Consider the following 24,204-nt stretch of genomic DNA (forward strand, 5'->3'; position numbering starts at 1 on the left):
TGGGGCGAAGCCCGGTCTCCCACCCTCATGCCCAAATTCTGACCGGGTTGCCCGACTTCAGCCACACGCCGCCTCGGGCTGTGGACAACCGCGGGTCACAGGCTGTGGACAACCTCGCAGGGCGGTCACCGGGCCGCTTACCGGGCCGCTCACCGCACGACTCACCGAAAAACAGCCGATCAATCCCGCATATCGGTCATATTTACTCCTAGTCTGACATTGCGCTCGCCTGTCCAGTTCTCAGCGCTTGCGCACCTGTCGCACTCCGGCTATTGGGAAGGACGGTCCACGCCATGCCCGCAGATCTCGCCGTCATCGGACTCGGCCCGTTCGGACTGCCCCTGGCCCAGGCCGCGGTCGCCGCCGGCATCCCCACGGTCGGGTACCGGACCGGGCCGGAGCCCGGTTCCCTCAGCCCCGCCGAGCAAAGGCGCATGCTCGCGCAGGGCTTCCGGGTCACCACCAGCGCGACCGAGCTCGGCCGGGTGCGCACCGCCGTGATCTGCGCCCCCACCGCGCCCGCCGCCGACGGAGGGCTCGACCTCGGCCAGGTCGAGGCGGCCGCCCGCACCCTCGCCGCCCAGCTCCGCCCGCACACCACCGTGATCCTGGAGTCCCCCGTGCCGCCCGGCACCACGGAGGGCCCGCTGCTGCGGCTGCTGGAGTCCGGCTCCGGCCTGCGCGCGGGCCGCGACTTCCACCTCGCCCACTCCCCCAGCCGCGTCGACCCCGGCAACCGGGACTTCACCCCCGCCCACACCCCGAAGGTCATCGGCGGCCTCACCCCCGCCTGCACCGAGTCGGCGGCCGCCTTCTACGGCCGCATCACCGACAAGGTGGTCCGCGCCCGCGGCCCCCGCGAGGCCGAGACGGTGCAGCTCCTGGAGACCAACTTCCGGCACGTCAACATCGCCCTGGTCAACGAGATGGCCGCCCTCTGCCACGACCTGGGCATCGACCTGTGGGACGTGCTCCGCTGCGCGGAGACCAAGCCCTTCGGCTTCCTCGCCTTCCGCCCCGGACCCGGAGTCGGCGGCCACACCGTCCCCCAGGACCTCACCGCACACGCCGGCCGCACCCTGCGCATGGCGGAGCTGGCCCAGGAGGTCAACGGCCGCATGCCCCGCTACGTCGTGCAGCGCGCCGCGGCCCTGCTCAACGAGCACGGCAAGTCGGCGCGCGGCGCGCGCGTGCTGCTCCTCGGGGTCACCTACAAGGCCGACCTCGCCGACCTCCAGGGCAGTCCCGCGCAGGAGATCGCGGTCCGCCTGATGGAACTGGGCGCCTCGGTCAGCTACCACGACCCGCACGTCCCGTCCTGGAACGTCCTGGACCGCCCCGTCCCCCGCGCCGACTCCCTCTACGAGGCCGCCGCCGACGCCGACCTCACGATCCTCCTCCAGCAACACCGCACGTACGACCTGCAGGGCCTCTCGGTCAAGGCCCAGCTCCTCCTGGACACCCGCGGAGCGACGCCTACGGGGGCGGCGCACCGGTTGTGAGAAGGGGGCGCGCGGCGAGCTTCCGTGTCACGGGGGCTGCCGGTGGGCGGGGCGCCGTCACCATCCGAAGAACCGCAAGATCGAACACGCGAAAGGGGCCGGTCACCCGTTCAGGTGACCGGCCCCTTTCCGTGCCGTACGGAAGTCCGCGCCGCGGCTACCGGCGGTGCTGCGAGTCCGCCACCGTCACCTCGACGCGCTGGAACTCCTTCAGCTCGCTGTAGCCCGTGGTGGCCATGGCGCGTCGCAGGGCGCCGAACAGGTTCATCGAGCCGTCGGGGGTGTGGGACGGGCCGGTGAGGATCTCCTCCAGCGTGCCCACCGTGCCGAGGTCGACCTTCTTGCCGCGCGGCAGCTCCTCGTTGACGGCCTCCATGCCCCAGTGGTTGCCGCGGCCCGGCGCGTCGGTGGCGCGGGCCAGCGGGGAGCCCATCATCACGGAGTCCGCGCCGCAGGCGATCGCCTTGGGCAGGTCGCCGGACCAGCCGACACCGCCGTCCGCGATGACGTGCACGTAACGGCCGCCGGACTCGTCCATGTAGTCGCGGCGGGCGGCGGCCACGTCGGCGACCGCGGTGGCCATCGGCACCTGGATGCCCAGCACGTTGCGCGTGGTGTGCGCGGCGCCGCCGCCGAAACCGACGAGGACGCCCGCCGCGCCGGTGCGCATCAGGTGCAGGGCGGCGGTGTAGGTGGCGCAGCCGCCGACGATCACCGGGACGTCCAGCTCGTAGATGAACTGCTTCAGGTTCAGCGGCTCGTGCGAGCCGGAGACGTGCTCCGCCGACACCGTGGTGCCGCGGATGACGAAGATGTCCACGCCCGCGTCGACGACGGCCTTGGAGAACTGGGCGGTGCGCTGCGGGGAGAGCGCGGCGGCGGTGACGACGCCGGAGTCGCGCACCTCCTTGATGCGCTGCCCGATCAGCTCCTCCTTGATGGGAGCGGCGTAGATCTCCTGGAGGCGGCGGGTGGCCGTCTCGGCGGGCAGGCCGACGATCTCGTCGAGCAGGGGCTGCGGGTCCTCGTAGCGGGTCCACAGGCCCTCGAGGTTCAGCACGCCGAGGCCGCCGAGCTCACCGATGCGGATCGCGGTGGCCGGCGAGACGACCGAGTCCATGGGAGCGGCCAGGAACGGCAGCTCGAAGCGGTAGGCGTCGATCTGCCAGGCGATCGAGACCTCCTTCGGGTCCCGCGTACGGCGGCTGGGGACGACCGCGATGTCGTCGAAGGCGTACGCCCGGCGGCCGCGCTTGCCGCGCCCGATCTCGATCTCAGTCACGTCTGTGGCCTTTCCCTGTTGCGTTGCAGCGCCTTCCAGTATCCCCGACGGCCGCGGCGCCCACCGCCCCGGACGTCACGCGAGGGCGGCCCCGGTGGTCCGGAGCCGCCCTCGGTAAGCCCGCCGCTACTGGCGGCTGTAGTTCGGTGCCTCGACCGTCATCTGGATGTCGTGCGGGTGGCTCTCCTTGAGGCCCGCCGAGGTGATCCGGACGAAGCGACCGCCTGCCTGCAGCTCGGGGACGGTACGGCCGCCGACGTAGAACATCGACTGGCGCAGACCGCCGACGAGCTGGTGGACGACGGACGACAGCGGGCCGCGGTAGGGCACCTGGCCCTCGATGCCCTCGGGCACCAGCTGCTCGTCGGAGGCGACGCCCTCCTGGAAGTAACGGTCCTTGGAGAAGGACTTGCGGTCGCCGCGGCTCTGCATGGCGCCCAGCGACCCCATGCCGCGGTACGACTTGAACTGCTTGCCGTTGATGAACAGCAGCTCGCCCGGCGACTCCTCGCAGCCCGCGAGCAGCGAGCCGAGCATCACCGTGTCGGCGCCCGCGACGAGCGCCTTGGCGATGTCGCCGGAGTACTGCAGACCGCCATCGCCGATGACCGGCACACCGGCCTCCTTGGCGGCCAGCGCGGCCTCGTAGATCGCGGTGACCTGCGGGACGCCGACGCCGGCGACGACACGCGTGGTGCAGATGGAGCCGGGGCCGACACCGACCTTGATGCCGTCGCAGCCCGCGTCGACGAGCGCCTTGGCGCCGTCGCGGGTGGCGATGTTGCCTCCGATCACGTCGACGCCGGAGGAGTTCGACTTGATCTTGGCGACCATGTCGCCGACCAGCCGGGAGTGACCGTGCGCGGTGTCGACGACGATGAAGTCGACACCCGCCTCGATCAGCGCCTGGGCGCGCTCGAAGGCGTCACCGGCGACACCGACCGCGGCGCCGACCAGCAGACGGCCCTCGCTGTCCTTGGCGGCGTTGGGGTACTTCTCGGCCTTGACGAAGTCCTTGACCGTGATGAGGCCCTTGAGGACGCCGGCGTCGTCGACCAGCGGAAGCTTCTCGATCTTGTGGCGGCGCAGCAGCTCCACGGCGTCCGGGCCGGAGATGCCGACCTTGCCGGTCACCAGCGGCATGGGCGTCATGACCTCGCGCACCTGGCGGGAGCGGTCGGTCTCGAAGGCCATGTCCCGGTTGGTGACGATGCCCAGCAGCTTCTTGTTGCCGTCGGTCACCGGGACGCCGCTGATGCGGAACTTCGCGCACAGCGCGTCGGCCTCGGCGAGCGTGGCGTCCGGGTGGATCGTGATGGGGTCGGTGACCATGCCCGACTCGGACCGCTTCACCAGGTCGACCTGGTTGGCCTGGTCCTCGATGGACAGGTTGCGGTGCAGCACGCCGACACCGCCCTGGCGGGCCATCGCGATGGCCATGCGGGACTCGGTCACCTTGTCCATGGCGGCGGACAGCAGCGGGATGTTCACCCGCACGTTCTTGGAGACGTACGAGGCGGTGTCGATCTCGTCGGGTGCCATGTCCGACGGGCCCGGCAGCAGCAGCACGTCGTCGTAGGTCAGCCCGAGTGTCGCGAATTTTCCGGGCACTCCGTCGACGTTGGCAGTCATGACACCTTCCCCAAATGGCCTTGATCGGTGCGGATGTCCATGCTAACGGGAAGCGTGGGTGTCTCATTCCACGGTTCCGCACGGTCCCCGGCTTCGTATGTTCGTACGGGAACGGCTGATCGTCCGTTCATATGCAACTGATGCGCCGACGCGCACGCGAAGAGGCGGTGCGGGGACGGGCGTTACTGCTCCGCCAGGGCCCGCAGCCGGCTCAGCGCGCGGTGCTGCGCCACCCGGACCGCGCCGGGTGACATTCCCAACATCTGACCGGTCTCCTCCGCGGTGAGCCCCACGGCGATACGCAGGAGGATCAGCTCGCGCTGGTTCTCCGGCAGGCTGGCCAGCAGTTTCTTGGCCCACTCGGCGTCGCTGCTGAGCAGGGCGCGCTCCTCCGGGCCGAGCGAGTCGTCGGGCCGCTCCGGCATCTCGTCGGACGGCACGGCGGTCGAGCCGGGGTGCCGCATGGCGGCGCGCTGGAGGTCGGCGACCTTGTGGGAGGCGATGGCGAAGATGAACGCCTCGAAGGGCCGGCCGGTGTCCTTGTAGCGGGGCAGCGCGAGCAGCACCGCCACGCAGACTTCCTGGGCGAGGTCCTCGACGAAGTGCCGGGCGTCGCCCGGCAGGCGGGAGAGACGGGTGCGGCAGTAGCGCAGGGCGAGGGGGTGGACGTGGGCGAGCAGGTCGTGCGTCGCCTGCTCGTCTCCGTCGACCGCGCGGTGGACGAGCGCACCGATCGCCCCCTGGGCCGTGCCCGCCTCGTCGTCGCGCATCGGTCCATGGTGCCCTGCGGACGCGGGGTCCGTGGCACCGTGTCCTTGGTTGTGCACCGAAGCGTTATGAGCAGGTGCGCCGGAACTCATCCCTTGCGCCCTCCCCTTCCGCTCGACCGACTCGTCCCCGAGGAACTCCACACCTCAAGGATGCGGCATCCGCCGCGAAACGAGCAGTGGGTCCCTTCCGGCCGCGGCGAACACCACGTACGGCGTGTGCCCCGGCCTACGCGGACAGTGCTCGGCGGGCCCACCCGTACGGGGTCCGGGCCCGGGGTTCGCCGGTGCCGGCACGCCTCGCCTCCGTGCGGAGCGTCACAAGGATGGGGGCCGCAGCCGTCCGGGAGGAACACGGAACGTCCGTGCCGCACCCGTACGCACGGCCGGCGCCCCGCACCGCATGCGCGGGGCCGCGGCCATGACCGGGGCCGTGTCCTCCTCAACGGGGACCAGGCACCGCGTCCACCGGGACGGCAGACCGCCGGATCCGGGCCCGGACGCATACCCGGACCCCGTGCCGGTACGGCGCCCCGCACCCCGGCCGGCCCGGCCCGAAGGACGGGACGGCCTACCGCACCAGACCCCACCGGAACCCGAGCGCCACCGCGTGGGCCCGGTCCGAGGCGCCGAGCTTCTTGAAGAGACGGCGCGCGTGGGTCTTCACCGTGTCCTCGGAGAGGAACAGCTCGCGGCCGATCTCCGCGTTGGAGCGACCGTGACTCATCCCCTCCAGCACCTGGATCTCACGCGCGGTGAGCGTGGGCGCCGCGCCCATCTCGGCCGAGCGCAGCCGACGCGGGGCGAGCCGCCAGGTCGGGTCGGCGAGCGCCTGCGTGACCGTGGCGCGCAGCTCCGCGCGGGAGGCGTCCTTGTGCAGATAGCCGCGGGCCCCGGCGGCCACCGCGAGGGCGACGCCGTCCAGGTCCTCGGCCACCGTGAGCATGATGATGCGTGCTCCGGGGTCGGCGGACAGCAGCCGCCGCACTGTCTCGACGCCGCCCAGACCGGGCATGCGCACGTCCATCAGAATCAGGTCCGAGCGGTCGGCGCCCCAGCGGCGGAGGACTTCCTCGCCGTTGGCCGCCGTCGTCACGCGCTCGACGCCGGGCACGGTCGCGACCGCGCGGCGGAGCGCCTCTCGGGCAAGCGGGGAGTCGTCGCAGACGAGGACGGAAGTCATGGCCGCCCTCCGCAGCTGATGCGCGTCACCTTGAGCCTCCAGGCTGGTACGAAATCGTCACCTTGCGGTCGACCGTCTCGGACGCCCGCCCGAGCGCTTGTTCCTTCAACCGCCTCGCACTCTCAACGACGGTCACTCGAAAGAGTTACGGGGCCGTCTGCCATCTTCGGCACTCTACGTGAGGAGGCGTTCACGGTGGAGACATGCGCGACGTACCCCCGGACTTTCACTACAACCCATGCCCCATTCAGCCCCTTTTCTTCCCCTTTGATGGTGTCCGGAGCTAGATTCGCAATGAGTCATATTTTCATCTCCTTTGATCGTAGTTGTACGGTCGTGGACACCGGATCCGCCCAGTAACGGCTACAAGGGGTCACGCAATGGCAGATTTCTCCCGCCTTCCCGGACCGAACGCGGACCTGTGGGACTGGCAGCTCCTGGCCGCCTGCCGCGGGGTGGACAGCTCGCTCTTCTTCCACCCGGAGGGCGAGCGGGGTGCCGCACGCAGCGCACGCGAGAACTCGGCCAAGGAGGTCTGCATGAGGTGCCCGGTACGCGCCGAGTGCGCCGCGCACGCGCTGGCGGTGCGCGAGCCGTACGGCGTGTGGGGCGGCCTGACCGAGGACGAGCGCGAAGAACTGATGGGGCGGGCGCGCAACCGGCTGGTGTCGGCGTCGGGCGCCGGCGGACACGCCACCGCCTCGAACACCTGAAGGAACGTTTCTCCAGAAAGAAGGCCCGGGCACGCTCGTGTGCCCTTGCTCCGTCGGCCGTTCACTGACGGCCCGGTGCCGTCGGCTTCCGTCACCTGGCGGCGGCCGCCGCCAGCTTCTCCAGCGTCGCGGTGACCGCGGGGACCTGGGCGAGGTCCGGCAGGGTGAGCGCGACGATCTCCCGCCGCACGGCGGGTTCCAGGTCCACGGTGCGCACGCCGCGCGGCCGCAGCGACTCCAGCGCGAGCTGCGGCAGGACCGCGACCCCGAGTCCCGCGCCGACCAGACCGGCGACCGCCGGGTAGTCGTCGGTCGCGAAGTCGATGCGCGGGGTGAAACCCGCCGTCTCGCACACCTCGACGAGCTGTCCCCGGCAGCGCGGGCAGCCCGCGATCCACGGCTCCCCCGCGAGGTCGCCGATGGCGACCGACCCCGCGCGGGCCAGCCGGTGCCGTTCCGGTACGAGCCCGACCAGCCGGTCCGACAGCAGCGGCCGCACCACCAGGTCGTCCCACTCCTCCGCACCGGCCGCGCCCTCGTAGCGGAAGGCGAGGGCCACGTCGCAGTCGCCCTCGCGCAGCATCCGCACGGAGCGCGGCGGTTCGGCCTCCTCCAGGGAGACCCGGGTGCCGGGGTGGGCGTCGCGCAGGGCGGCGAGGGCGGTCGGCACGAGCGTGGAGCTGCCGCTGGGGAACGACACCAGCCGCACCCGTCCCGCGCGCAGTCCGGCGATGGCCGCGACCTCCTCCTCGGCGGCGGTGAGCCCGGCGAGGATGCCCGCCGCGTGCCGCACCAGCGCCTCACCGGCCTGGGTCAGCCGCATCTCACGGCCGGTGCGGATGAGCAGCGGCGTGCCGACGGACGCCTCCAGGGCCTTCATCTGCTGGCTGACGGCGGGCTGGGTGCACCCCAGCTCGCGGGCGGCGGCGGAGAAGGAACCGGTGGAGGCCACGGCGCGCAGCACGCGGAGGTGGCGGGCTTCGATCACACCGCCAGGATACGCACAGGGATAAGCCCGCCTTTGATCAAATGAGGATTAATACGTCGACGCTTTGATGGGCATGCCCTACCGTGCACCACATGAAGCTTCTGTCTGTGAACCTGGGCCGCCCGAAGTCCGTTCCCTACACGGGCCAGCGTGACGGCCTGACCGGTATCGACAAGCGTCCGGTGGACGGGCCGGTGCGGGTCTCGGCGCCGGGCGGCAAGGGCATCGGCGGGAGCGGTCTGGCCGGCGACGCGGTGTGCGAGACGCGGCACCACGGCGGGGACGACCAGGCGGTGTACGCGGTGGCCCGCGAGGACCTCGACGAGTGGGAGCGCACGCTGGGCCGCACGCTGCCCGCCGGCTCGTTCGGCGAGAACCTCACCACCGGGGGCGTCGACGTGTCCGGCGCGCTGATCGGCGAGCGCTGGGCGGTGGGACCCGAGGTCGTCCTGGAGGTCACCTCGGGGCGCATCCCGTGCCGGACCTTCCAGGGCCATCTGGGTGAGAAGGGCTGGGTGAAGCGGTTCACGGAGCGGGGGGCGCCGGGAGCGTACCTGCGGGTGATCACGCCCGGGGAGGTGCGCGCGGGGGACGCCGTACGCATCGTCCACCGGCCGGACCACGACGTGACGGTGGCCCTGCAGTTCCGCGCGGTGACGACGGAGCGTGACCTGCTCCCCCGGCTGCTCGCGGCGGGGGAGGCGCTGCACCCGGAGGCGCTGAAGATGGCGCGGGAGCATGTGGAGAGGTCCGGCGCGGCCATGGAGGTCTGACCGTACGTCGGCGCGTGTCCTGGAGGACCCGTGTTCGCCCGGACCGCAGAGCGGACGCCTCCGCTCCGGGTCACTACTCTTGGGCCATGACAACGGCTCTGATTACGGGATCGACGGCGGGAATCGGTGCCGCGTTCGCGCGGCGGCTGGCGGCCGACGGCCACGACCTGGTGCTCGTGGCCCGGGACACCGCCCGGCTCCGGGAACAGGCGGCCGAGCTGCACGACCGCCACGGCATCGAGGCGGAGGTGCTGACCGCCGACCTGGCCGAGGACAGGGGCATCGAGGCGGTGGAACGCCGGCTCGCCGACCGCCGCAACCCCGTGGACCTGTTGGTCAACAACGCCGGGTTCGGTCACAAGGGCCGCTACCTCGAGGTCCCCATGTCCGACGAGCTGACGATGCTCAAGGTCCACTGCGAGGCCGTGCTGCGGCTGACGTCGGCGGCGGTGGAGGCGATGCGGGAGCGCGGGCGCGGCGGGGTCGTGAACGTCGCCTCGACCGCGGCGTTCGTGCCGCGCGGGACGTACGGGGCGTCGAAGGCGTGGGTCGTGCAGTTCACGCAGGGCGCGGCGCAGGACCTGGCCGGTCACGGCGTGCGCCTGATGGCGCTGTGCCCCGGCTTCGTGCGCACCGAGTTCCACCAGCGGGCCGGCATGGGCACGGACAACATCCCGCGGTGGATGTGGCTGGACGCGGACAAGGTCGCCGCGGCGGCGCTGGCGGACCTGGCCCGGGGCAAGTCGCTGTCCATCCCCGACCCGCGGTACAAGGTGCTGATGGGGGCGTCGAAGCTGGTCCCGCGGAACCTGCTGGGCGGGATCTCGTCGCGGACGGGGCGGAAGTACGGGCCTCGCTGACGGACGGGGTGGACGTAGGGTCGCTCCGCCCCGGCGGGCCGCTGGGCACGCCACCCGGCGGCACACGGTCACGGCGGGACGCGGGCCGCTCCCCGGAGGAGGATGGAGGGGACAGGGCACCCAAACCCGAGACACCCGCCTCCGCGGGTGCCGGAGGTGGCGACGTCATGACCTTCGTACAGTTGATCGACTGCAAGACGAGCCGGTTCGAGGAGATGGACCAGCTGTTGGACCGGTGGGTCGAGCAGACCAAGGGGAAGAGGACGGCGACGCACGCGGTGGTCGGCAAGGACCGCTCGGACGCGTCACACGTCGTCGAGATCGTGGAGTTCCCGTCGTACGAGGAGGCGATGCGGAACTCTCAGCTGCCGGAGACCGACCGGATCTTCCGGGAGATGGTGGCCCTCTGCGACGAGATGCCCACCTTCACGGACCTGGACGTGATGCGCGACGCCCAGCTGAACACGGACACGGCGCGGCGCTTCTTCGAGGTGGCGGTCACGTCGGACGATCTGTCCGGGCTGACGGGTCTGGTCGAGGAGCACTACCGCGGCCACGATCCGGCCAACGAGCAGGACGTGCTCGGCCTGGACCACCTCCGGCGGGAGCTGGACGAGTGGCGCGGCGGCTTCGACTTCACCTTCCGCGTCGAGGACCACATCGCCGAGGGCGACCGGGTGTGCACCCGGTGGGTCTGGGCAGCGACCCACAGGGCCGACTTCCTCGGCATTCCGGCGACGGGCAAGGACGTCACCATGACGGGCACGACCATCTTCCGCTTCGGCGACAACGGCAAGATCGTCGAGGGCTGGTGGGAGTACGACCGGCTGGGGCTGATGGCGGAGCTGGGGGCGCTGGAGCCGGTGGACCTCTGATCCGGCGGGGCTCCGCCGGTGTCAGCCGACGCGGGCGGCGATGGTGCGCACATCAGGGGCTCCGTGTGCGGTGTGCGCTCCAGGGCGTGGAACACCCCTTGGTGCACCACGTCCGCCTGCCGCGCGGCCATCCCCTGCACCCGGTCATCTGAGGAACCTAGAAACAGGAATCGGCCATTCCTGGATCCGGAACCCGTCACACGGGAACGACGTTTTCGCCTTCGGTCTCCTGACATACAGGCTGACGCCGACCAGTCAGCTCATGCGGGGGGATTGATGTGAACTGGAGTGTGCTGTGCAACGTCGACGCCTCTTGACCGTGGCGGCAGCGCTGGTCGTCGCATCCGGCTGCTCGTCCGAGGGCGACGAAACTCCGTCGTCCTCGGCCTCGGACTCCTACGACGGGGCCCGTGAAGCCGTCGAGGCCTATGTGCGGGCCCTCAACTCCCGCAGTGTCACCGGGCTGATCTCGGTCGGAGGCGTCGAGGACGCGGAGTGGTCCCGGCAGGAGGCCGAGCGGATCCTCGCCGACCGGGGCGGGCGGGGATGGAAGGTCAAGGACGTGCGGATCCAGCACGACATGGGTCCGGAAGTCGGCTCGGCCCGTCTGCTGGCCGAGGACAAGACAGGCGAGCCCTTGCGGGACACCTTCACCGTCACGCAAGAGAGAGGCACTTGGCACCTGACGGTCTTCAGCGGCCGGCCGGCCGAGCCGGGCAAGGAGTCCTCCGCGACCGACGAGCCGCGTTCCTGATGGTTGTCGTACGCGTGCAGCTCGACAGCTTCGGCCTCCATACCCGGAGGGTGTTCACGATCAGCATCAGGGCTCCGCGTTCAGCCGCCGGAGCGAGACCGGGATCATGCGCCTGGTGGGCGCCTCCTGCTTCTACATCCAGGCGCCGTTCATCATGGAGGCCGCGTTCGCCGGACTCATTGGCGGCACCACCGTAAGACGGACGCACCGCGTCCATGCCCGGCATCGCCGGAGTTCCGGCTTCCGGGTGAACCCCTCACCGACCCGCCGCCCCCGCCTACCATTCCAGCAGGAAAACCGGCTTCGTAATCCCGAAGGAGTGCTCCTGGCACAGCTCGTCCGGCAGCAGCGCGTGAACGCGCATGTGGAGTATCACTCCTTCGCGCTACAGGAGTCCCACGACGGTGACCTGCCGGTGCCGTTCCCCGACGACTATGAGCAGGACGTGTTCCTGAACGGGTTTCCGGGGCGACTCGATTTCTACAGCGGTGGCCACACCCATACCGCCACGGTCATCGTGGAGGTGTGGGACGGGCCGCCTCTCGCACAGGAGGCCTCTGCCTGGGACGAGCAGGGCGAGGCCGAGTTCGAGTCGGCCAGCGGAGAGGTGGCGGTCTGGTCGGGAAGCGTGGGACGCACGGAGACCTTTGCACTCGGCTCTCCGGGCCCGTGGCACGTCCGGGCGTACTGCGTCGGTCGTGCCGAGGCCGCCGCCCTGTCGGAGGGCGAGGGTACGGGACACGACGTGGAGAGGTACCTCGTGCAGTTCTGGCCCGCCACGTGACCGAGGCACGGGCGCGGCGGCCGGATGCCGTCCCGCCCATCCATGGCCGGTGTCAGGAGCGGATCAACACGAGGAACCCGTCGTCCATCCCGTCGATGACGCGGTTCCTCGCGTCGTAACTGCGCAGGCTGTTGCCGCCCGCATGACCGCTGCTGACGACTCGTCGCGTCAGGGAGGGGCCGCGCCGGAGCCCGCGCCGGGCGGGGCTCCCGGGCAGGAGGCAGGCGGCGGCAGCGCCGAGCAAGCGGTGCGCATCGTGGCGGTCACCTGGAAGACGTCCTGGGGGCACTGCGCCGGAGTGCGCACAGCTTGACCAGGACGATGAGGTTCGGCCCGAACGGGGTCCCACCGGACGGTCAGAAGCTCCAGCTGTAAAGGCGGCCACCCGTACTCACCGCCGACGCCGCGAGCCGGGCGACTCCTTGCAGGACCGACAGCAGATCATCGTCGGTCATGTCGTCCCCGTCGGCGGATCTGAGCCTCACGGTCCAGCGGCCTGCCAGCTCCTCCAGCTCGGTGGGGCCGGCGTCGGCCAACGCCCGGGTCAACCGCTGCGGCAGAGCGAACACCTCAACGCCATCGTTCAAGGGGGGAGTGACCCACTCCGGCCACGACCACCCGAGGAGCTGCTCAAGCGGCGGGATGTCGGCCGAGGGCTTCTCGAAGTACATGTCCCACTCGGCGATGGCACTGTCCGGCTCGATGAAACGGCAGGACACCGACGCAAAGGCCCGACCAGGCCCCCGCAGCCGCGTCGCAGCGGCGGTCTCGTCGTCGGGAGCGAGGAAGAACACTATGTCGTGGGCCATCTCGGCATGATGGCAGCCCCGGCGTCCAGCGCGGTGACAGGTGTCGCGACCAGGGGCGCGTCGGGTCCTGACCGTGGGAAACCGCCGCGAGGTCCACCGTCAGGTCCCCTGAGGCGTCAGCGCCTCGCACAGCCCGCTTCGGGCCAACCGGTCCAGCGGCTCGAGCGGGTTGCCCACAGTTCAACCTCACCCGCGCCGCACGGGACGTGCTGCTCGGCGAGGATTTCCTTGGGGTCGGCGGCTGAGGTGGTGCCCGCGCCGCTCAGCCGCCGTCGAAGTGCTCCCGCAGTTCGTCGAGGCAGTCGTCCCCGCCGGACGGGCTGCTGGTCCAGGCCAGCGCCGTGCCGCTCGCGTCGCCCTCGCTGCCCAGGTCCGCCAGGCGGGCCTCGACCTCCGCGATGTGGTCGGCGCAGTCCGCGTCGGCGGGCGAGGTCGCGGTCAGGGCCTCGGTCGCGGCGAGGCCGGCCACGCACAGCACCGCCCAGGCGATGAGCCAGGTGCGGTGCTTCCTCCGTCTCGGGTCTGGCATGCACGCATCCTAGGTCCGGCAACGGCAGTCGCGTGTAGGCACCTTGCAACCTTCTCCGGTGTCCGCATGTCCCAGAGAACAGGGGGAGGCAAGCCTCCTGAAGAACGCAAGAGGAGGAGGAGGGGCGTCATGGTGACCCGTGCCCCGTACCGTTCGCCTTCGCCGCGCGGCCTGGCCGCCGTCGCCACGCTGCTCGCGCTCGCCGCCGTCGGCTGTTCCGAGGCGTCCGAGGCCGTCGACGACGCCAAGGACGGGGCGAAGAAGGTGGCCCGGCAGCGGTCGGTGTTCTCGCTCGACGTCGGGGACTGCTACAACCCGAACGGCAAGGCGGAGGGCGAGGCGTATCTCGTCGAGGTCGTGCCGTGCGACGAGGCCCACCGGGGGGAGGTCGTGGGCGAGTTCGCCCTCGGGGGCGGCCCGAAGCATCCCGGTGACGAGAAGATCGCCGGGATCGCCGACGAACGCTGCGCCGCCGAGGCGCAGAAGTACGCCCCGGACACCTGGGCGCTCCCCGCGGGCGTCGGACTGTCGCACTACACCCCGACCAAGGAGAGCTGGGCGACCGGCGACCGTGCCGTGAGCTGCACGTACACCGTGGAGAAGGGGACCTTCAAGGGGTCGCTGGACACCGCGGAGTCCTTCGAGCCCGACCAGCTCACGTTCCTGAAGGGGTCGAACGCCGTCTACGAGGCCCTGTGGGCCCACCAGCCCGTGACGGACGACGTCGAGGCCGCCCTGAAGGACTACAAGGCGCAGGCCGAGGCCGTCGCGGCGGCGCTCGGCACGCACGTCGAGGAACTGGGCGGCATCGACGGCACCGAGGTCGGCAAGCTCCGGACGACGCTCACGAAGGCGGCCGGCCAGTGGGAGAAGGCCGCGAACGCCCCCGACGCCGACACCTTCTACCTCGCCTACGACCAGGCGTTCACCCTCATCGACCCGAACAGGACGGTCCCCGCCCGGAAGGAGCTGGGCCTCGCCGCCACCGTCCCGGCCGAGGACGCGGAGGTCTGGGCGAGCTGAGGCCGCGGTGCGCGCGAGCGGGTTGCGGGAGCGTTCCCCCGTACAGCGTCTGGTGCATCGCCGTCCCCCTGTCGCTTCGGCCCGCCGTCGTCTCCACAGACTCCGTAGCAGCGCGGTGCGGTTCCATGATCCGGGGAGCCGGCGCGGGGCACGGCGAAGGCCCGGCGGCCGCCGTCCTCGCGGACGGGGCGCCGGGCCTTCGCTTCAGGCTCTGGCGACCTCGGGTCGTCAGTGGGCGTGGCCGTGGCCGTGGCCACCGGCGGCGGCCGGCTCTTCCTCTTCCTTCTTCTCGACGACCAGGGTCTCGGTCGTCAGCAGGAGGGAGGCGATGGAGGCGGCGTTCTCCAGGGCGGAGCGGGTGACCTTGACCGGGTCGATGACGCCGGCCTTGATCAGGTCGCCGTACTCGCCGGTGGCGGCGTTGTAGCCGCTGCCCTTCTCCAGCTCGGAGACCTTGGAGACGATGACGTAGCCCTCGAGGCCGGCGTTCTCGGCGATCCAGCGCAGCGGCTCGACGGCGGCCTTGCGGACCACGGAGACACCGGTGGCCTCGTCGCCGGTCTTGTCGAGGTTGCCCTCGAGGACCTTGACGGCGTGGACCAGGGCGGAGCCACCACCGGAGACGATGCCCTCCTCGACCGCGGCGCGGGTCGCGGAGATGGCGTCCTCCAGACGGTGCTTCTTCTCCTTCAGCTCCACCTCGGTGGCGGCGCCGACCTTGATCACGCACACGCCGCCGGCCAGCTTCGCGAGGCGCTCCTGGAGCTTCTCGCGGTCCCAGTCGGAGTCCGTGGCCTCGATCTCGGCCTTGATCTGGCCGACGCGGGCCTCCACGTCCTCCTTCTTGCCGGCGCCGTCGACGATCGTGGTGTCGTCCTTGGTGACGGTGACGCGGCGGGCGGAGCCGAGCACGTCCAGGCCGACCTGGTCGAGCTTGAGGCCGACCTCCTCGGAGACGACCGTGGCGCCGGTGAGGACCGCCATGTCCTGCAGCATCGCCTTGCGGCGGTCACCGAAGCCGGGCGCCTTGACGGCGACGGCGTTGAAGGTGCCGCGGATCTTGTTGACGACCAGGGTCGACAGGGCCTCGCCCTCGACGTCCTCGGCGATGATCAGCAGCGGCTTGGAGGCGTTGGCCTGGATGACCTTCTCCAGCAGCGGCAGCAGGTCCGCGATGGCGGAGATCTTGCCCTGCGTGATCAGGATCTGCGGCTCGTCGAGGACGGCCTCCATGCGCTCCTGGTCCGTCACGAAGTACGGCGACAGGTAGCCCTTGTCGAAGGCCATGCCCTCGGTGAAGTCCAGCTCCAGACCGAAGGTGTTGGACTCCTCGACGGTGATGACACCGTCCTTGCCGACCTTGTCCATCGCCTCGGCGATGAGCTCGCCGACCTGCTGGTCCTGGGCGGACAGCGCGGCGACGGCGGCGATGTCGGACTTCTCGTCGATCGGGCGCGCGGTGGCGAGGAGGTCCTCGGAGACGGCGGCGACCGCGGCGTCGATGCCCTTCTTCAGGGCGGCCGGGGAGGCGCCGGCGGCGACGTTCTTCAGGCCCTCGCGGACCAGCGCCTGGGCCAGCACGGTGGCGGTGGTGGTGCCGTCACCCGCGATGTCGTTGGTCTTGGTCGCCACCTCCTTGACCAGCTGCGCGCCGAGGTTCTCGTACGGGTCCTCGATCTCCACCTCGCGGGCGATCGTGACACCGTCGTTGGTGATGGTGGGGGCGCCGAACTTCTTGTCGATGACGACGTTGCGGCCCTTGGGGCCGATCGTCACCTTGACCGTGTCGGCAAGCTTGTTGACGCCGCGCTCGAGGGCGCGACGGGCGTCCTCGTCGAACTTCAGGATCTTCGCCATGGCAGCGGGAGCCCTCTCGGAAATCTAGATGAAATAACTGCGCCCCTGGGCCGCCCGGCTCCTTGTCGGATGCTGGGGCCAGGGGCGCAGTGTTCGAGCAGAAGTACTTGCTACGAGGTCGGGTTCTCCGGGGCAGGCCCCCGGGGTCCCCTTACTTCTCGACGATCGCGAGGACGTCGCGGGCCGAGAGGACGAGGTACTCCTCGCCGTTGTACTTGACCTCGGTGCCGCCGTACTTGCTGTACAGAACGACGTCGCCGACCTTCACGTCGAGCTCGACGCGCTTGCCGTCCTCGAAGCGGCCCGGACCGATGGCCAGGACGACGCCCTCCTGGGGCTTCTCCTTGGCAGTGTCCGGAATGACCAGGCCCGAAGCCGTGGTCTGCTCGGCGTCGAGCGGCTGGACCACGATGCGGTCCTCGAGCGGCTTGATGGCAACCTTGGAGCTGGCGGTCGTCACGATCCGACCTCCCCCTTCGGAGATCTCACGGGGTTAACTGTCTGAGGTGGCGACCAGGTCGATCCGTCGTCGCGGGTGCCGGACCTGCCCGTCGCGTTTTGGCACTCTCCAGGGGGGAGTGCCAGACCTGAGACTATGACCGCGATTAGCACTCGGTCAAGCGGAGTGCCAATTGCCGTGCGGCGCGTCGGGAGGCGGGGGTGTTTTTCGGGGCGCGGTTGTGCGGTGGGCGGTGTTGCTCGGAACGCCCGGGGCGCTGCGCCCCCGGACCCCCGCTGTCGGCCTGACGGCCTCGTCCTCAAGCGCCGGACGGGCTGGGACTGGCCGCGGCCGGGCTGGGAGCGGCCGGGCGCGTACGGCCAGGGAGGTACTCCTCCAGCCTGCCCACCCTCAAGTCCCGCTCCTCCAGTTCCGTCAGGAGCCGCGTCGTGCGTTCCGCCAGGGACAAAGGCGGGGCCTCGCCCGAGGGTACGGAGACGATGTCGCCGGGGCGCAGGTGGCGGGGGCCGTGGGTGTACGTGAGGTGGCCGTCGGGTTCCAGGGTCACGCGCCACAGGACCACCGCGGCGATGCCGCACTCGGCGGCGGCACGCAGGGTGGCGGTGTCGTGGCGGCCGTAGGGCGGGCGGAAGAGGCGGGGCCGGATCCCGAAGCGGGCCGCGAGTTTGCGCTGCTGGCCGCAGATCTGGGCGCGCTGGGCGGCGAGGGGCAGGCCGGGCAGGGCCGGGTGGTCGAGGGTGTGGTTCTGGAGGTTGGCGCCGACCGCGCGCAGGCGGGCGAAGTGGCCGTAGCCGGGGCCCATCACGCTGTCGGTGAGGAACATGCTGACCGGCAGCCTGCGCTCGCGCACCAGGTCGATGAAGCGGGGGTCGCGTTCGGCACCGTCGTCGTAGGTGAGGAAGACGACCGGGTCGTCGGTGGTGACGTGGTCGACGACCGGGGGGAGCGGCGCCGGGGCGACGGCGGTGGCCGGCCCGCCGGCGCGGGAGGAGACGTGTCCGGCGCCGGACGGGGCCGCGCATCCGGCGGTCGCGGCGAGCAGCAGGGCGAGGGCGGCCGGGAAGGGCCCCGGGGCCCCGCGCCGCCGCCTCACAGGTAGTCCTCCAGCCTGGCCACGGCGTATCCCTCGGCCGTCACCTTGTCGAGGAAGCGGCGGGCCATGTCCCGCATGGTGCCGTCCCAGTCGTCGCGGCCCCGGAAGTGGGAGAGCACGATGTCGCCCGCGCGGATCCTCCGGTCCCACTCGCGGTACTCCCAGTGGCCGGCGAAGACCTCCTCGTTCCACAGCGGGACGTGGGTGATGCCGCAGCTCTTGGCGGCGCGCAGGGTCGCCTTGTCGTAGTTCCCGTAGGGCGGGCGGAAGAGGACCGGGCGGGTGCCGTAGCGCTTCTCGATGACGTCCTGCATGCCGCAGATCTCGCGTTCCTGCTCGGCGCGGGAGAGCGCGGGCAGGTAGGGGTGACGGAGCGTGTGGTTGTGCAGGCTCACGCCGCGCTGCTGCATGTCCTTGAAGTAGCCGTAGTCGTCGTTGACGACGTAGTCGCTGAGGAAGGCGCTGTAGGGCACCTTCAGCTCGGTCATCATCCGCAGGAACTCGGGGTCCTTCTCGGCGCCGTCGTCGATGGTGAGGAAGACGACCTTCTCCTCGACGGGGACGGTGGTGAACACCGGCGGGAGTCCCAGCCGTTCGTGGCCGTCGACCTCGAAGCCGTCGCGGGTGGTGATCCGCGGCTTCTTCGCCGGGGGCGGCGGCGCGGTCAGCGGGACCTTCTTCAGGCCCCAGCGCTTCGCCGCGGCGGCGCGTGCGGCCTGCGCGGCGCGCAGCTTCTCGGCGTAGGAGTCGAGGGCGCGGGCCGGGGGCGCCTGGAGGGGCTGGCCGCCTGCCGGTTCGACGGTGTCGCCGTCCTTGCCGCAGCCGGAGGCGAGGGCGGCGAGCGCGAGGGTGGCGAGACCGGTCCGCACCCCCAGCCGCCGCATCCGCTTCTTATCGTTTTGTCCTACTACTCGCATGGAGCCGGATCCTCGCAGCCGCCCGGTCCGCGTGCGGCCCGACACCGCGGCCGGAGGCGCACGGTCCACCGACTGGCCCACAATGACCCGGTGAACGACCTCGCCCCGCTTCTCACCCCCGAAGGCCGCGCCCTGCTCGACGAGGTGCGCGACACCGACCCGGCGCACGAACTCGCCGTCGCGACCCGGCTGCGCCGCGACCACCCCGCCGAGCTGGTCTCCGCGGCGCTCGGCCAGGCACGGCTGCGGCAGCGGGCGGTGGCGAAGTTCGGGGAGGAGGACGCGGCGCGGATGTTCTTCACACCGAACGGGGTGGAGCAGTCGACCCGGCGCAGCGTCGCCGCGTACCGGGCGGAGCGGCTGCGGGCGGCCGGCGTACGGTCGGTCGCCGACCTGTGCTGCGGGATCGGCGGGGACGCGGTCGCGCTGGCGCGGGCCGGGATCCGGGTCCTCGCGGTGGACCGGGACCCGCGGGCGGCCGCGGCCGCCCGCGCCAACGCGGAGGCGCTCGGCCTCGCCGGCCTGATCGAGGTGCGCGAGGCGGACGTGACGGAGGTCGACACGTCCGGCTACGACGCGGTGTTCGTGGACCCGGCCCGGCGCTCCTCGAAACGCGGCCGGATCTTCGACCCGGAGGCGTACTCGCCTCCCCTGTCCTGGGCGGTGCGGGCGGCGCTGAAGGCGCCCCGGGCCGCCGCGCTGAAGATCGCGCCCGGCATCCCGCACGAGGCGGTCCCGGCCGAGGCCGAGGCGGAGTGGATCTCCGACGGCGGGGACGTGAAGGAGGCGGTCCTGTGGTTCGGCACCGCCCCCGGCACGGTCCGCGCGACCCTGCTCCCGGGCCCGCACACCCTGGTCTCCCGCGGCCTCCCCGACCCCGGGGTCCGCCCCGTCGGCCGCTACCTGTACGAGCCCGACGGCGCCGTCATCCGCTCCCACCTGGTGGCCGAGGCCGCCGAGCCCCTCGACGGCGGCCTGATCGACCCGACCATCGCCTACGTCACCGCGGACACCCTGACCCCGACCCCGTACGCCACGGCGTACGAGATCACGGACCGGCTCCCCTTCAACGTCAAGAAGCTGAAGGCCCTGCTCCGGGAGCGCGAGGTCGGCGTCCTGACGGTCAAGAAGCGAGGCTCGGCTGTCGAACCGGAGGAGCTCCGCCGCAAGGCGCTCCCGAAGCCGCACGGCACGGCATCGGTCACGGTCTTCCTGACCCGGGTCTCCGGTGCGCCCACGATGCTGCTGGGCCACCCGGTGCGCTGAGGCACGCCGGCGCGAAAGGCTCAGCCCCCCGCCCCCTCCGCCCGCCTCCGCAGCATCTCCCGTTCCCGGGCGTTTCCGGCCAGGTCCGCCGCCCGCAGGAACTCCTCCCGTGCCTCCTCCGTCCGTCCGAGGCGGGACAGGAGGTCGCCCCGGACGCTCGGCAGCAGGTGGTAGTCGCGCAGCGCAGGTTCCCCGGACAGCGCGTCCACCAGCGGCAGCGCCGCCTGCGGGCCCTCCGCCATGGAGACGGCGACCGCGCGGTTGAGTTCGATCACCGGGGACGGTGTGCGGGCGGCGAGCAGGCCGTAGAGGGCGGTGATGCGGTGCCAGTCCGTCTCCTCGTAGCGGTACGCGTGCGCGTGGCAGGCGGCGATGGCCGCCTGGAGGACGTACGGGCCCGGAGGGCCGGAGGCGACCGCGTCGGCGCGGGCGAGGGCGGTGGCGCCGCGGGCGACGAGCATGCGGTTCCAGCGGGCGCGGTTCTGGTCCGCGAGCAGCACCGGCTCGCCGTCGGGGCCGGTGCGGGCGGCGGTCCGGGAGGCCTGGAACTCCAGCAGGGCCGTCAGCCCGTGCACCTCGGGCTCCTTCGGCATCAGCCCGGACAGCACACGGGCCAGCCGCAGCGCGTCCTCGCACAGCGCGGGCCGCAGCCAGTCGTCGCCCGCGGTGGCGGCGTACCCCTCGTTGAAGATCAGATAGATCACGTCGAGGACCGAGCCGAGACGGGCCTCGCGGTCGGGTCCGTACGGCACCTCGAAGGCGATGTTCCTCCTGGCCAGGGTGCGCTTGGCGCGGACGATCCGCTGGGCCACGGTCGCCTCGGGGACGAGGAAGGCGCGGGCGATCTCGGCCGTGGTCAGGCCGCCGAGCAGCCGCAGGGTGAGGGCGGTGCGCGCCTCGGCGGACAGCACCGGATGGCAGGCGGTGAAGACGAGCCGCAGCAGGTCGTCGTCGATGTCGTCCGGGTCGGCGGGCTCCTCCGGCGGGGCCGTCACCGTCGTCTGGTCCCGGCCGATCTCGGCGAGCTTGCGGGCGTAGGTCTCGCGCCGGCGCACCAGGTCGACGGCGCGGTGGCGGGCGGTGGCCGTGAGCCAGGCGCCCGGGTTGTCGGGCACCCCGTCGCGCGGCCACCGCTCCAGGGCCGCGACCAGGGCGTCCTGCGCCAGTTCCTCCGCTATGCCGACGTCCCGGACGATGCGGGCCACCGCGGCGACCACCCGCGGGAACTCCATGCGGAAGACGGTCTCGACGGCCCTGTCCGGCCCGGCGGTGGGCTGTGGTGTCACAGCCCACCATCAGACACCCGTACGGCCGCACGGCCAAGCGGGGCCCTCGGGCCGCCCGTCAGCCCTCCTCGATCTCCCGGACCTCGCAGGTCACCGTCCAGTGCGGCTCGTGCACCTTCAGGAACCGCTTGGTCCACTCGATCGCCTCGGCCTTGTCCTTGGCCTGGAGGATGGCGTACCCGCCGATGACCTCCTTGGTCTCGGTGAACGGCCCGTCCGTCACGGACAGCCGGCCGCCCTCGTAGTGGACCCGGGAGCCCTGGGCGGTCGGAGTCAGTCCGGCGGTGTCCAGCAGGACGCCGTTCTTGGTCATCTCCTCGATCAGCTCGCCCATCCGCTGCATCAGCTCGGGGCTGGGCCCGCCCTCGGGGGCGTTGTTCTCGTCGATCCGGATGAGGGAGAGATAGCGCGGCATGTCGGCTCCTCGTGGTGTGCGGGCCGGGTCCTTCCCGGCCTCTCACCCTTGCGTCGAACGGCGCGGACGGATATCGACACCCGGCGGGAGGAATTCTCGCCCTACTTCAGCGAGGCCCACAGCCGCCGCGCTTCCGGCTCGTCGGGCACCACCCGGTCGGGGTCGGAGGGGGCGGGCAGCACCGGCATGGTCACGGTGGTGACCCGGTCGGCGGTCAGTCCTTCCACGCTGCGCGCGAGGGACGCCAGTTCGCCGAGCGAGTCCAGACCCGTGTCGGTGGTGAGGCCGCCGGTGAGGGCGTCGGCGGCCCCGAACAGCGCGGCCGGGTTCGCCGGCAGGTCCAGCTCGGTGATCTGCCGGACCAGCGCCTTCACCAGGTCCTGCTGGAGCGTGATCCGGTTCAGGTCGCTGCCGTCGCCGACGTCGTACCGGGTGCGGGCGAGCGCGAGGGCCTGTTCGCCGTCCAGGTGGTGGGTGCCGGCGTCGAGCGTGAGATGGCTGCGGTCGTCGTCGATGTCCTCGCGGGTGGTGACGGTGACCCCGCCGAGCGCGTCGACCAGACGGGCGAACCCGGCGAAGTCGATCTCGACGTAGTGGTCCATGCGCACGCCGGTGAGGGCCTCGACGGTCTTCACCGCGCACACCGGACCGCCCACCTCGTACGCGGTGTTGAACATGACCCCGGACGCCGGCCGTGTTGCGCCCCCGTCCCCGGACGGGCAGGACGGCCGGTCGACGAGGGTGTCGCGGGGGATGCTGACCACCGTCGCGGAGGTCCGCCCTGTGTCGAGGTGCACGACCATCGCGGTGTCGGACCGCGCGCCGCCCTCCGGCCCGCCGCCCAGCTTCCGGTTCTCCGCGCCGCTGCGCGAGTCGGAGCCGAGCACGAGCAGGTTCAGCGCCCCGGCCGGCAGTGGCGAGGCGTCCCCGTACGGCGACGGGACCGGCGTGGCCGTACCCCGGGCGGGGCGGTCGTCCCCCAGGGCCTGGTCGATGTCGACGCCGCGGATGTTCCCGTCCAGCCGCAGATACGCCCAGGCGGCAGCGCCCGCGCCGAGCACCAGCAGCCCGGCCAGCATGCCCCCGACGGCCCGCAGCGTCCGTCTTCTGCGCCGGCCGGGCCGCACGTCCGCGCCCCCGGCGTCCCCTCCGGCGCTGTCCCCGCTTGTCCCCTGATGTCCCGTCACAAGCAGGAACGTACGTCCGAATTATGACGGGCGGCGTTCCCCGGACGTTTTTCTCGCGAAATTCTCAGATTCGCAACTACCTGCCGCCGGGCGGCTCAGCGCACCGGCGGCGCGGCCGTGCTGCTCCGCACCACCAGGCTGGTGGCCAGCTCCACCCGGGTCGCCGTCGAGCTGTCCTCGCCCTTGCCGAGGTCGAGCACCAGCTTCGCCGCCGCCTCCGCCATCTCCGTCAGCGGCTGCCGTACGGTCGTCAGCGGCGGGCCCACCCAGCGGGCCACCGGCAGGTCGTCGAACCCGACCACGCTCAGGTCCTCCGGGATCCGCAGCCCCAGTTCACGCGCGGCCTCGTACAGCCCGAGCGCCTGGAGGTCGTTGCCGGCGAACACGGCGGTGGGCGGGTCCTCGCGGCGCAGCAGGGCGAGTCCCTGCCGGTAGCCGGCGTCGTGGTGGAAGTCGCCGGAGACGATCAGCCCGGGGTCGACGGGCAGCCCGGCGGTCTCCAGTGCGGCCCGGTAGCCGTCGACGCGGGCGCGGCTGCACATCATCCGCGAGGGCCCGCTGATGGCGCCGATCCGGGTGTGGCCCAGCTCGATCAGGTGGCGGGTGGCGGCGAGCCCGCCCTGCCAGTTGGTCGCACCGATGGAGGGCACGTCGGTGCCCGGGTCGCCGGCCGGGTCCATCACCACGAACGGGATGCCACGGCTGGTCAGCAGCGCGCGCCCGGACTCGTCGAGGCCGGACAGCACGAGGATCACGCCGTGCGGGCGGCGGGCGGCGACCTGGTCGGCCCAGGTGCGGCCGGGTGTGAGCCGCCCCGCGCTCTCGGACAGCACCACGCTCAGCCCGGCGTCCCGGGCGACGTTCTCCACACCCCGGATGACCTCCATCGCCCAGGCGCTCTCCAGCTCGTGGAAGACCAGGTCGATCAGGGGCGAGCGGCTGGCCTCGGCGCGACGGCGCCGGTATCCGTGGGTGCGCAGCAGTTCCTCGACCCGGGAACGGGTGCTGGGAGCGACGTCGGCCCGGCCGTTGAGCACCTTCGAAACAGTCGGCGCGGAGACACCCGCCTCGCGGGCGATCTCGGCGAGCGTCGCGGTCTGCGTGCTGCGCCCGTTGGTCCGGGTGTCAGCGGGCTGCGGGGAAGTCATGGCGGCGATCGTATCTCCGCGAGCCGCGCGGGCGAAGACTTTCGACGGCTCGGAACATTCGAAACATATGACGAAACATTCGCGTCACACAGCCGTTCCCG

24 protein-coding genes and 1 pseudogene are annotated in these 24,204 nt (G+C 71.7%); 10 read left to right on the top strand and 15 right to left on the bottom strand.

Features of this window, described 5'->3' with window-relative positions:
* The first annotated feature begins 293 nt into the window (after nucleotides 1-293).
* The gene (locus tag ELQ39_RS12025) at nucleotides 294-1,502 is read left to right on the top strand and encodes a nucleotide sugar dehydrogenase (RefSeq protein ID WP_190004911.1); all 1,209 of its coding nucleotides are present in this window, start codon (nucleotides 294-296) and stop codon (nucleotides 1,500-1,502) included.
* Nucleotides 1,503-1,659: 157 nt separating this feature from the next.
* Here the strand turns inward: ELQ39_RS12025 and ELQ39_RS12030 are convergent, their stop codons facing one another.
* The 4 genes from ELQ39_RS12030 to ELQ39_RS12045 form a co-directional block, all read right to left on the bottom strand.
* Nucleotides 1,660-2,784: a GuaB3 family IMP dehydrogenase-related protein gene (locus tag ELQ39_RS12030; protein ID WP_225627228.1), complete on the bottom strand. Its 1,125-nt coding sequence runs from the start codon at nucleotides 2,782-2,784 to the stop codon at nucleotides 1,660-1,662.
* 126 nt (nucleotides 2,785-2,910) lie between these two features.
* The gene (guaB, locus tag ELQ39_RS12035) at nucleotides 2,911-4,416 is read right to left on the bottom strand and encodes an IMP dehydrogenase (protein WP_190004913.1); all 1,506 of its coding nucleotides are present in this window, start codon (nucleotides 4,414-4,416) and stop codon (nucleotides 2,911-2,913) included.
* 182 nt (nucleotides 4,417-4,598) lie between these two features.
* On the bottom strand, nucleotides 4,599-5,186 hold the full coding sequence (locus ELQ39_RS12040; RefSeq protein WP_006130726.1) for a sigma-70 family RNA polymerase sigma factor: 588 nt from the start codon (nucleotides 5,184-5,186) through the stop codon (nucleotides 4,599-4,601).
* 568 nt (nucleotides 5,187-5,754) lie between these two features.
* Nucleotides 5,755-6,366 carry a response regulator transcription factor gene (locus ELQ39_RS12045; protein WP_003948568.1) on the bottom strand — a complete coding sequence of 204 codons (612 nt, stop codon included), beginning with the start codon at nucleotides 6,364-6,366 and terminating at the stop codon, nucleotides 5,755-5,757.
* A gap of 380 nt (nucleotides 6,367-6,746) precedes the next feature.
* Here ELQ39_RS12045 and ELQ39_RS12050 point away from each other — a divergent pair, with 380 nt between their 5' ends.
* The gene (locus tag ELQ39_RS12050) at nucleotides 6,747-7,079 is read left to right on the top strand and encodes a WhiB family transcriptional regulator (protein ID WP_006130727.1); all 333 of its coding nucleotides are present in this window, start codon (nucleotides 6,747-6,749) and stop codon (nucleotides 7,077-7,079) included.
* 91 nt (nucleotides 7,080-7,170) lie between these two features.
* Here ELQ39_RS12050 and ELQ39_RS12055 read toward each other — a convergent pair whose 3' ends face one another.
* A complete protein-coding gene (locus ELQ39_RS12055; RefSeq protein WP_190004914.1) occupies nucleotides 7,171-8,067 on the bottom strand; it encodes a LysR family transcriptional regulator in 897 nt (298 codons plus the stop codon).
* A gap of 92 nt (nucleotides 8,068-8,159) precedes the next feature.
* Here ELQ39_RS12055 and ELQ39_RS12060 point away from each other — a divergent pair, with 92 nt between their 5' ends.
* From ELQ39_RS12060 to ELQ39_RS32545, 6 genes and pseudogenes are all read left to right on the top strand, one after another.
* Entirely contained in the window at nucleotides 8,160-8,840 is a 681-nt protein-coding gene (locus tag ELQ39_RS12060) for an MOSC domain-containing protein (protein WP_242591891.1), read from the top strand.
* 86 nt (nucleotides 8,841-8,926) lie between these two features.
* Nucleotides 8,927-9,700 (top strand): SDR family NAD(P)-dependent oxidoreductase, encoded by a 774-nt coding sequence (locus ELQ39_RS12065; protein WP_190004916.1) that lies wholly within the window; start codon nucleotides 8,927-8,929, stop codon nucleotides 9,698-9,700.
* Between the two features lie 167 nt (nucleotides 9,701-9,867).
* Nucleotides 9,868-10,575, top strand: a complete 708-nt coding sequence (locus tag ELQ39_RS12070) for an ester cyclase (protein WP_242591892.1) — start codon at nucleotides 9,868-9,870, stop codon at nucleotides 10,573-10,575.
* A 313-nt stretch (nucleotides 10,576-10,888) separates the two neighbouring features.
* Entirely contained in the window at nucleotides 10,889-11,329 is a 441-nt protein-coding gene (locus ELQ39_RS12080; protein ID WP_242591893.1) for a hypothetical protein, read from the top strand.
* A 73-nt stretch (nucleotides 11,330-11,402) separates the two neighbouring features.
* Nucleotides 11,403-11,519 (top strand): annotated as a pseudogene (locus ELQ39_RS32540) (permease-like cell division protein FtsX); the annotation flags it as partial.
* A 57-nt stretch (nucleotides 11,520-11,576) separates the two neighbouring features.
* Nucleotides 11,577-12,113: a hypothetical protein gene (locus ELQ39_RS32545; protein ID WP_242595594.1), complete on the top strand. Its 537-nt coding sequence runs from the start codon at nucleotides 11,577-11,579 to the stop codon at nucleotides 12,111-12,113.
* A gap of 356 nt (nucleotides 12,114-12,469) precedes the next feature.
* On the opposite strand, the gene ELQ39_RS12095 is transcribed toward ELQ39_RS32545, so the two are convergent.
* On the bottom strand, nucleotides 12,470-12,922 hold the full coding sequence (locus ELQ39_RS12095) for a hypothetical protein (protein ID WP_190004918.1): 453 nt from the start codon (nucleotides 12,920-12,922) through the stop codon (nucleotides 12,470-12,472).
* 262 nt (nucleotides 12,923-13,184) lie between these two features.
* Nucleotides 13,185-13,451, bottom strand: coding sequence for a hypothetical protein (locus ELQ39_RS12100; RefSeq protein ID WP_242591894.1), 267 nt, complete (start codon nucleotides 13,449-13,451; stop codon nucleotides 13,185-13,187).
* Between the two features lie 129 nt (nucleotides 13,452-13,580).
* On the opposite strand from ELQ39_RS12100, the gene ELQ39_RS12105 reads away from it, so the two are divergent.
* Nucleotides 13,581-14,474 (top strand): septum formation family protein, encoded by an 894-nt coding sequence (locus ELQ39_RS12105; protein ID WP_242591895.1) that lies wholly within the window; start codon nucleotides 13,581-13,583, stop codon nucleotides 14,472-14,474.
* A 228-nt stretch (nucleotides 14,475-14,702) separates the two neighbouring features.
* On the opposite strand, the gene groL is transcribed toward ELQ39_RS12105, so the two are convergent.
* The 4 genes from groL to ELQ39_RS12125 all read right to left on the bottom strand — a co-directional run bounded on the left by groL (nucleotide 14,703) and on the right by ELQ39_RS12125 (nucleotide 18,768).
* Nucleotides 14,703-16,331 carry a chaperonin GroEL gene (gene groL, locus ELQ39_RS12110; RefSeq protein WP_190004923.1) on the bottom strand — a complete coding sequence of 543 codons (1,629 nt, stop codon included), beginning with the start codon at nucleotides 16,329-16,331 and terminating at the stop codon, nucleotides 14,703-14,705.
* A gap of 151 nt (nucleotides 16,332-16,482) precedes the next feature.
* On the bottom strand, nucleotides 16,483-16,791 hold the full coding sequence (gene groES / locus ELQ39_RS12115) for a co-chaperone GroES (protein ID WP_006130737.1): 309 nt from the start codon (nucleotides 16,789-16,791) through the stop codon (nucleotides 16,483-16,485).
* Nucleotides 16,792-17,089: 298 nt separating this feature from the next.
* Nucleotides 17,090-17,884, bottom strand: coding sequence for a polysaccharide deacetylase family protein (locus tag ELQ39_RS12120; protein ID WP_242591896.1), 795 nt, complete (start codon nucleotides 17,882-17,884; stop codon nucleotides 17,090-17,092).
* Nucleotides 17,881-18,768, bottom strand: a complete 888-nt coding sequence (locus ELQ39_RS12125; protein ID WP_242591897.1) for a polysaccharide deacetylase family protein — start codon at nucleotides 18,766-18,768, stop codon at nucleotides 17,881-17,883. Before ELQ39_RS12125 ends, ELQ39_RS12120 begins: the two co-directional genes overlap by 4 nt.
* A gap of 123 nt (nucleotides 18,769-18,891) precedes the next feature.
* On the opposite strand from ELQ39_RS12125, the gene ELQ39_RS12130 reads away from it, so the two are divergent.
* Nucleotides 18,892-20,067, top strand: coding sequence for a THUMP-like domain-containing protein (locus ELQ39_RS12130; protein ID WP_242591898.1), 1,176 nt, complete (start codon nucleotides 18,892-18,894; stop codon nucleotides 20,065-20,067).
* Between the two features lie 20 nt (nucleotides 20,068-20,087).
* Here ELQ39_RS12130 and ELQ39_RS12135 read toward each other — a convergent pair whose 3' ends face one another.
* The 4 genes from ELQ39_RS12135 to ELQ39_RS12150 all read right to left on the bottom strand — a co-directional run bounded on the left by ELQ39_RS12135 (nucleotide 20,088) and on the right by ELQ39_RS12150 (nucleotide 24,103).
* A complete protein-coding gene (locus ELQ39_RS12135; RefSeq protein WP_242591899.1) occupies nucleotides 20,088-21,353 on the bottom strand; it encodes an RNA polymerase sigma factor in 1,266 nt (421 codons plus the stop codon).
* Between the two features lie 58 nt (nucleotides 21,354-21,411).
* Complete coding sequence (locus ELQ39_RS12140) at nucleotides 21,412-21,768, bottom strand: YciI family protein (RefSeq protein ID WP_190004927.1); 357 nt, start codon at nucleotides 21,766-21,768, stop codon at nucleotides 21,412-21,414.
* 101 nt (nucleotides 21,769-21,869) lie between these two features.
* Nucleotides 21,870-22,961, bottom strand: coding sequence for an LCP family protein (locus tag ELQ39_RS12145; protein WP_443334357.1), 1,092 nt, complete (start codon nucleotides 22,959-22,961; stop codon nucleotides 21,870-21,872).
* An 89-nt stretch (nucleotides 22,962-23,050) separates the two neighbouring features.
* A complete protein-coding gene (locus tag ELQ39_RS12150) occupies nucleotides 23,051-24,103 on the bottom strand; it encodes a LacI family DNA-binding transcriptional regulator (protein ID WP_190004928.1) in 1,053 nt (350 codons plus the stop codon).
* Between the last annotated feature and the right edge of the window lie 101 nt (nucleotides 24,104-24,204).

This window comes from Streptomyces sp. GB4-14 (assembly GCF_022696125.1).
GTDB lineage: Bacteria > Actinomycetota > Actinomycetes > Streptomycetales > Streptomycetaceae > Streptomyces > Streptomyces werraensis.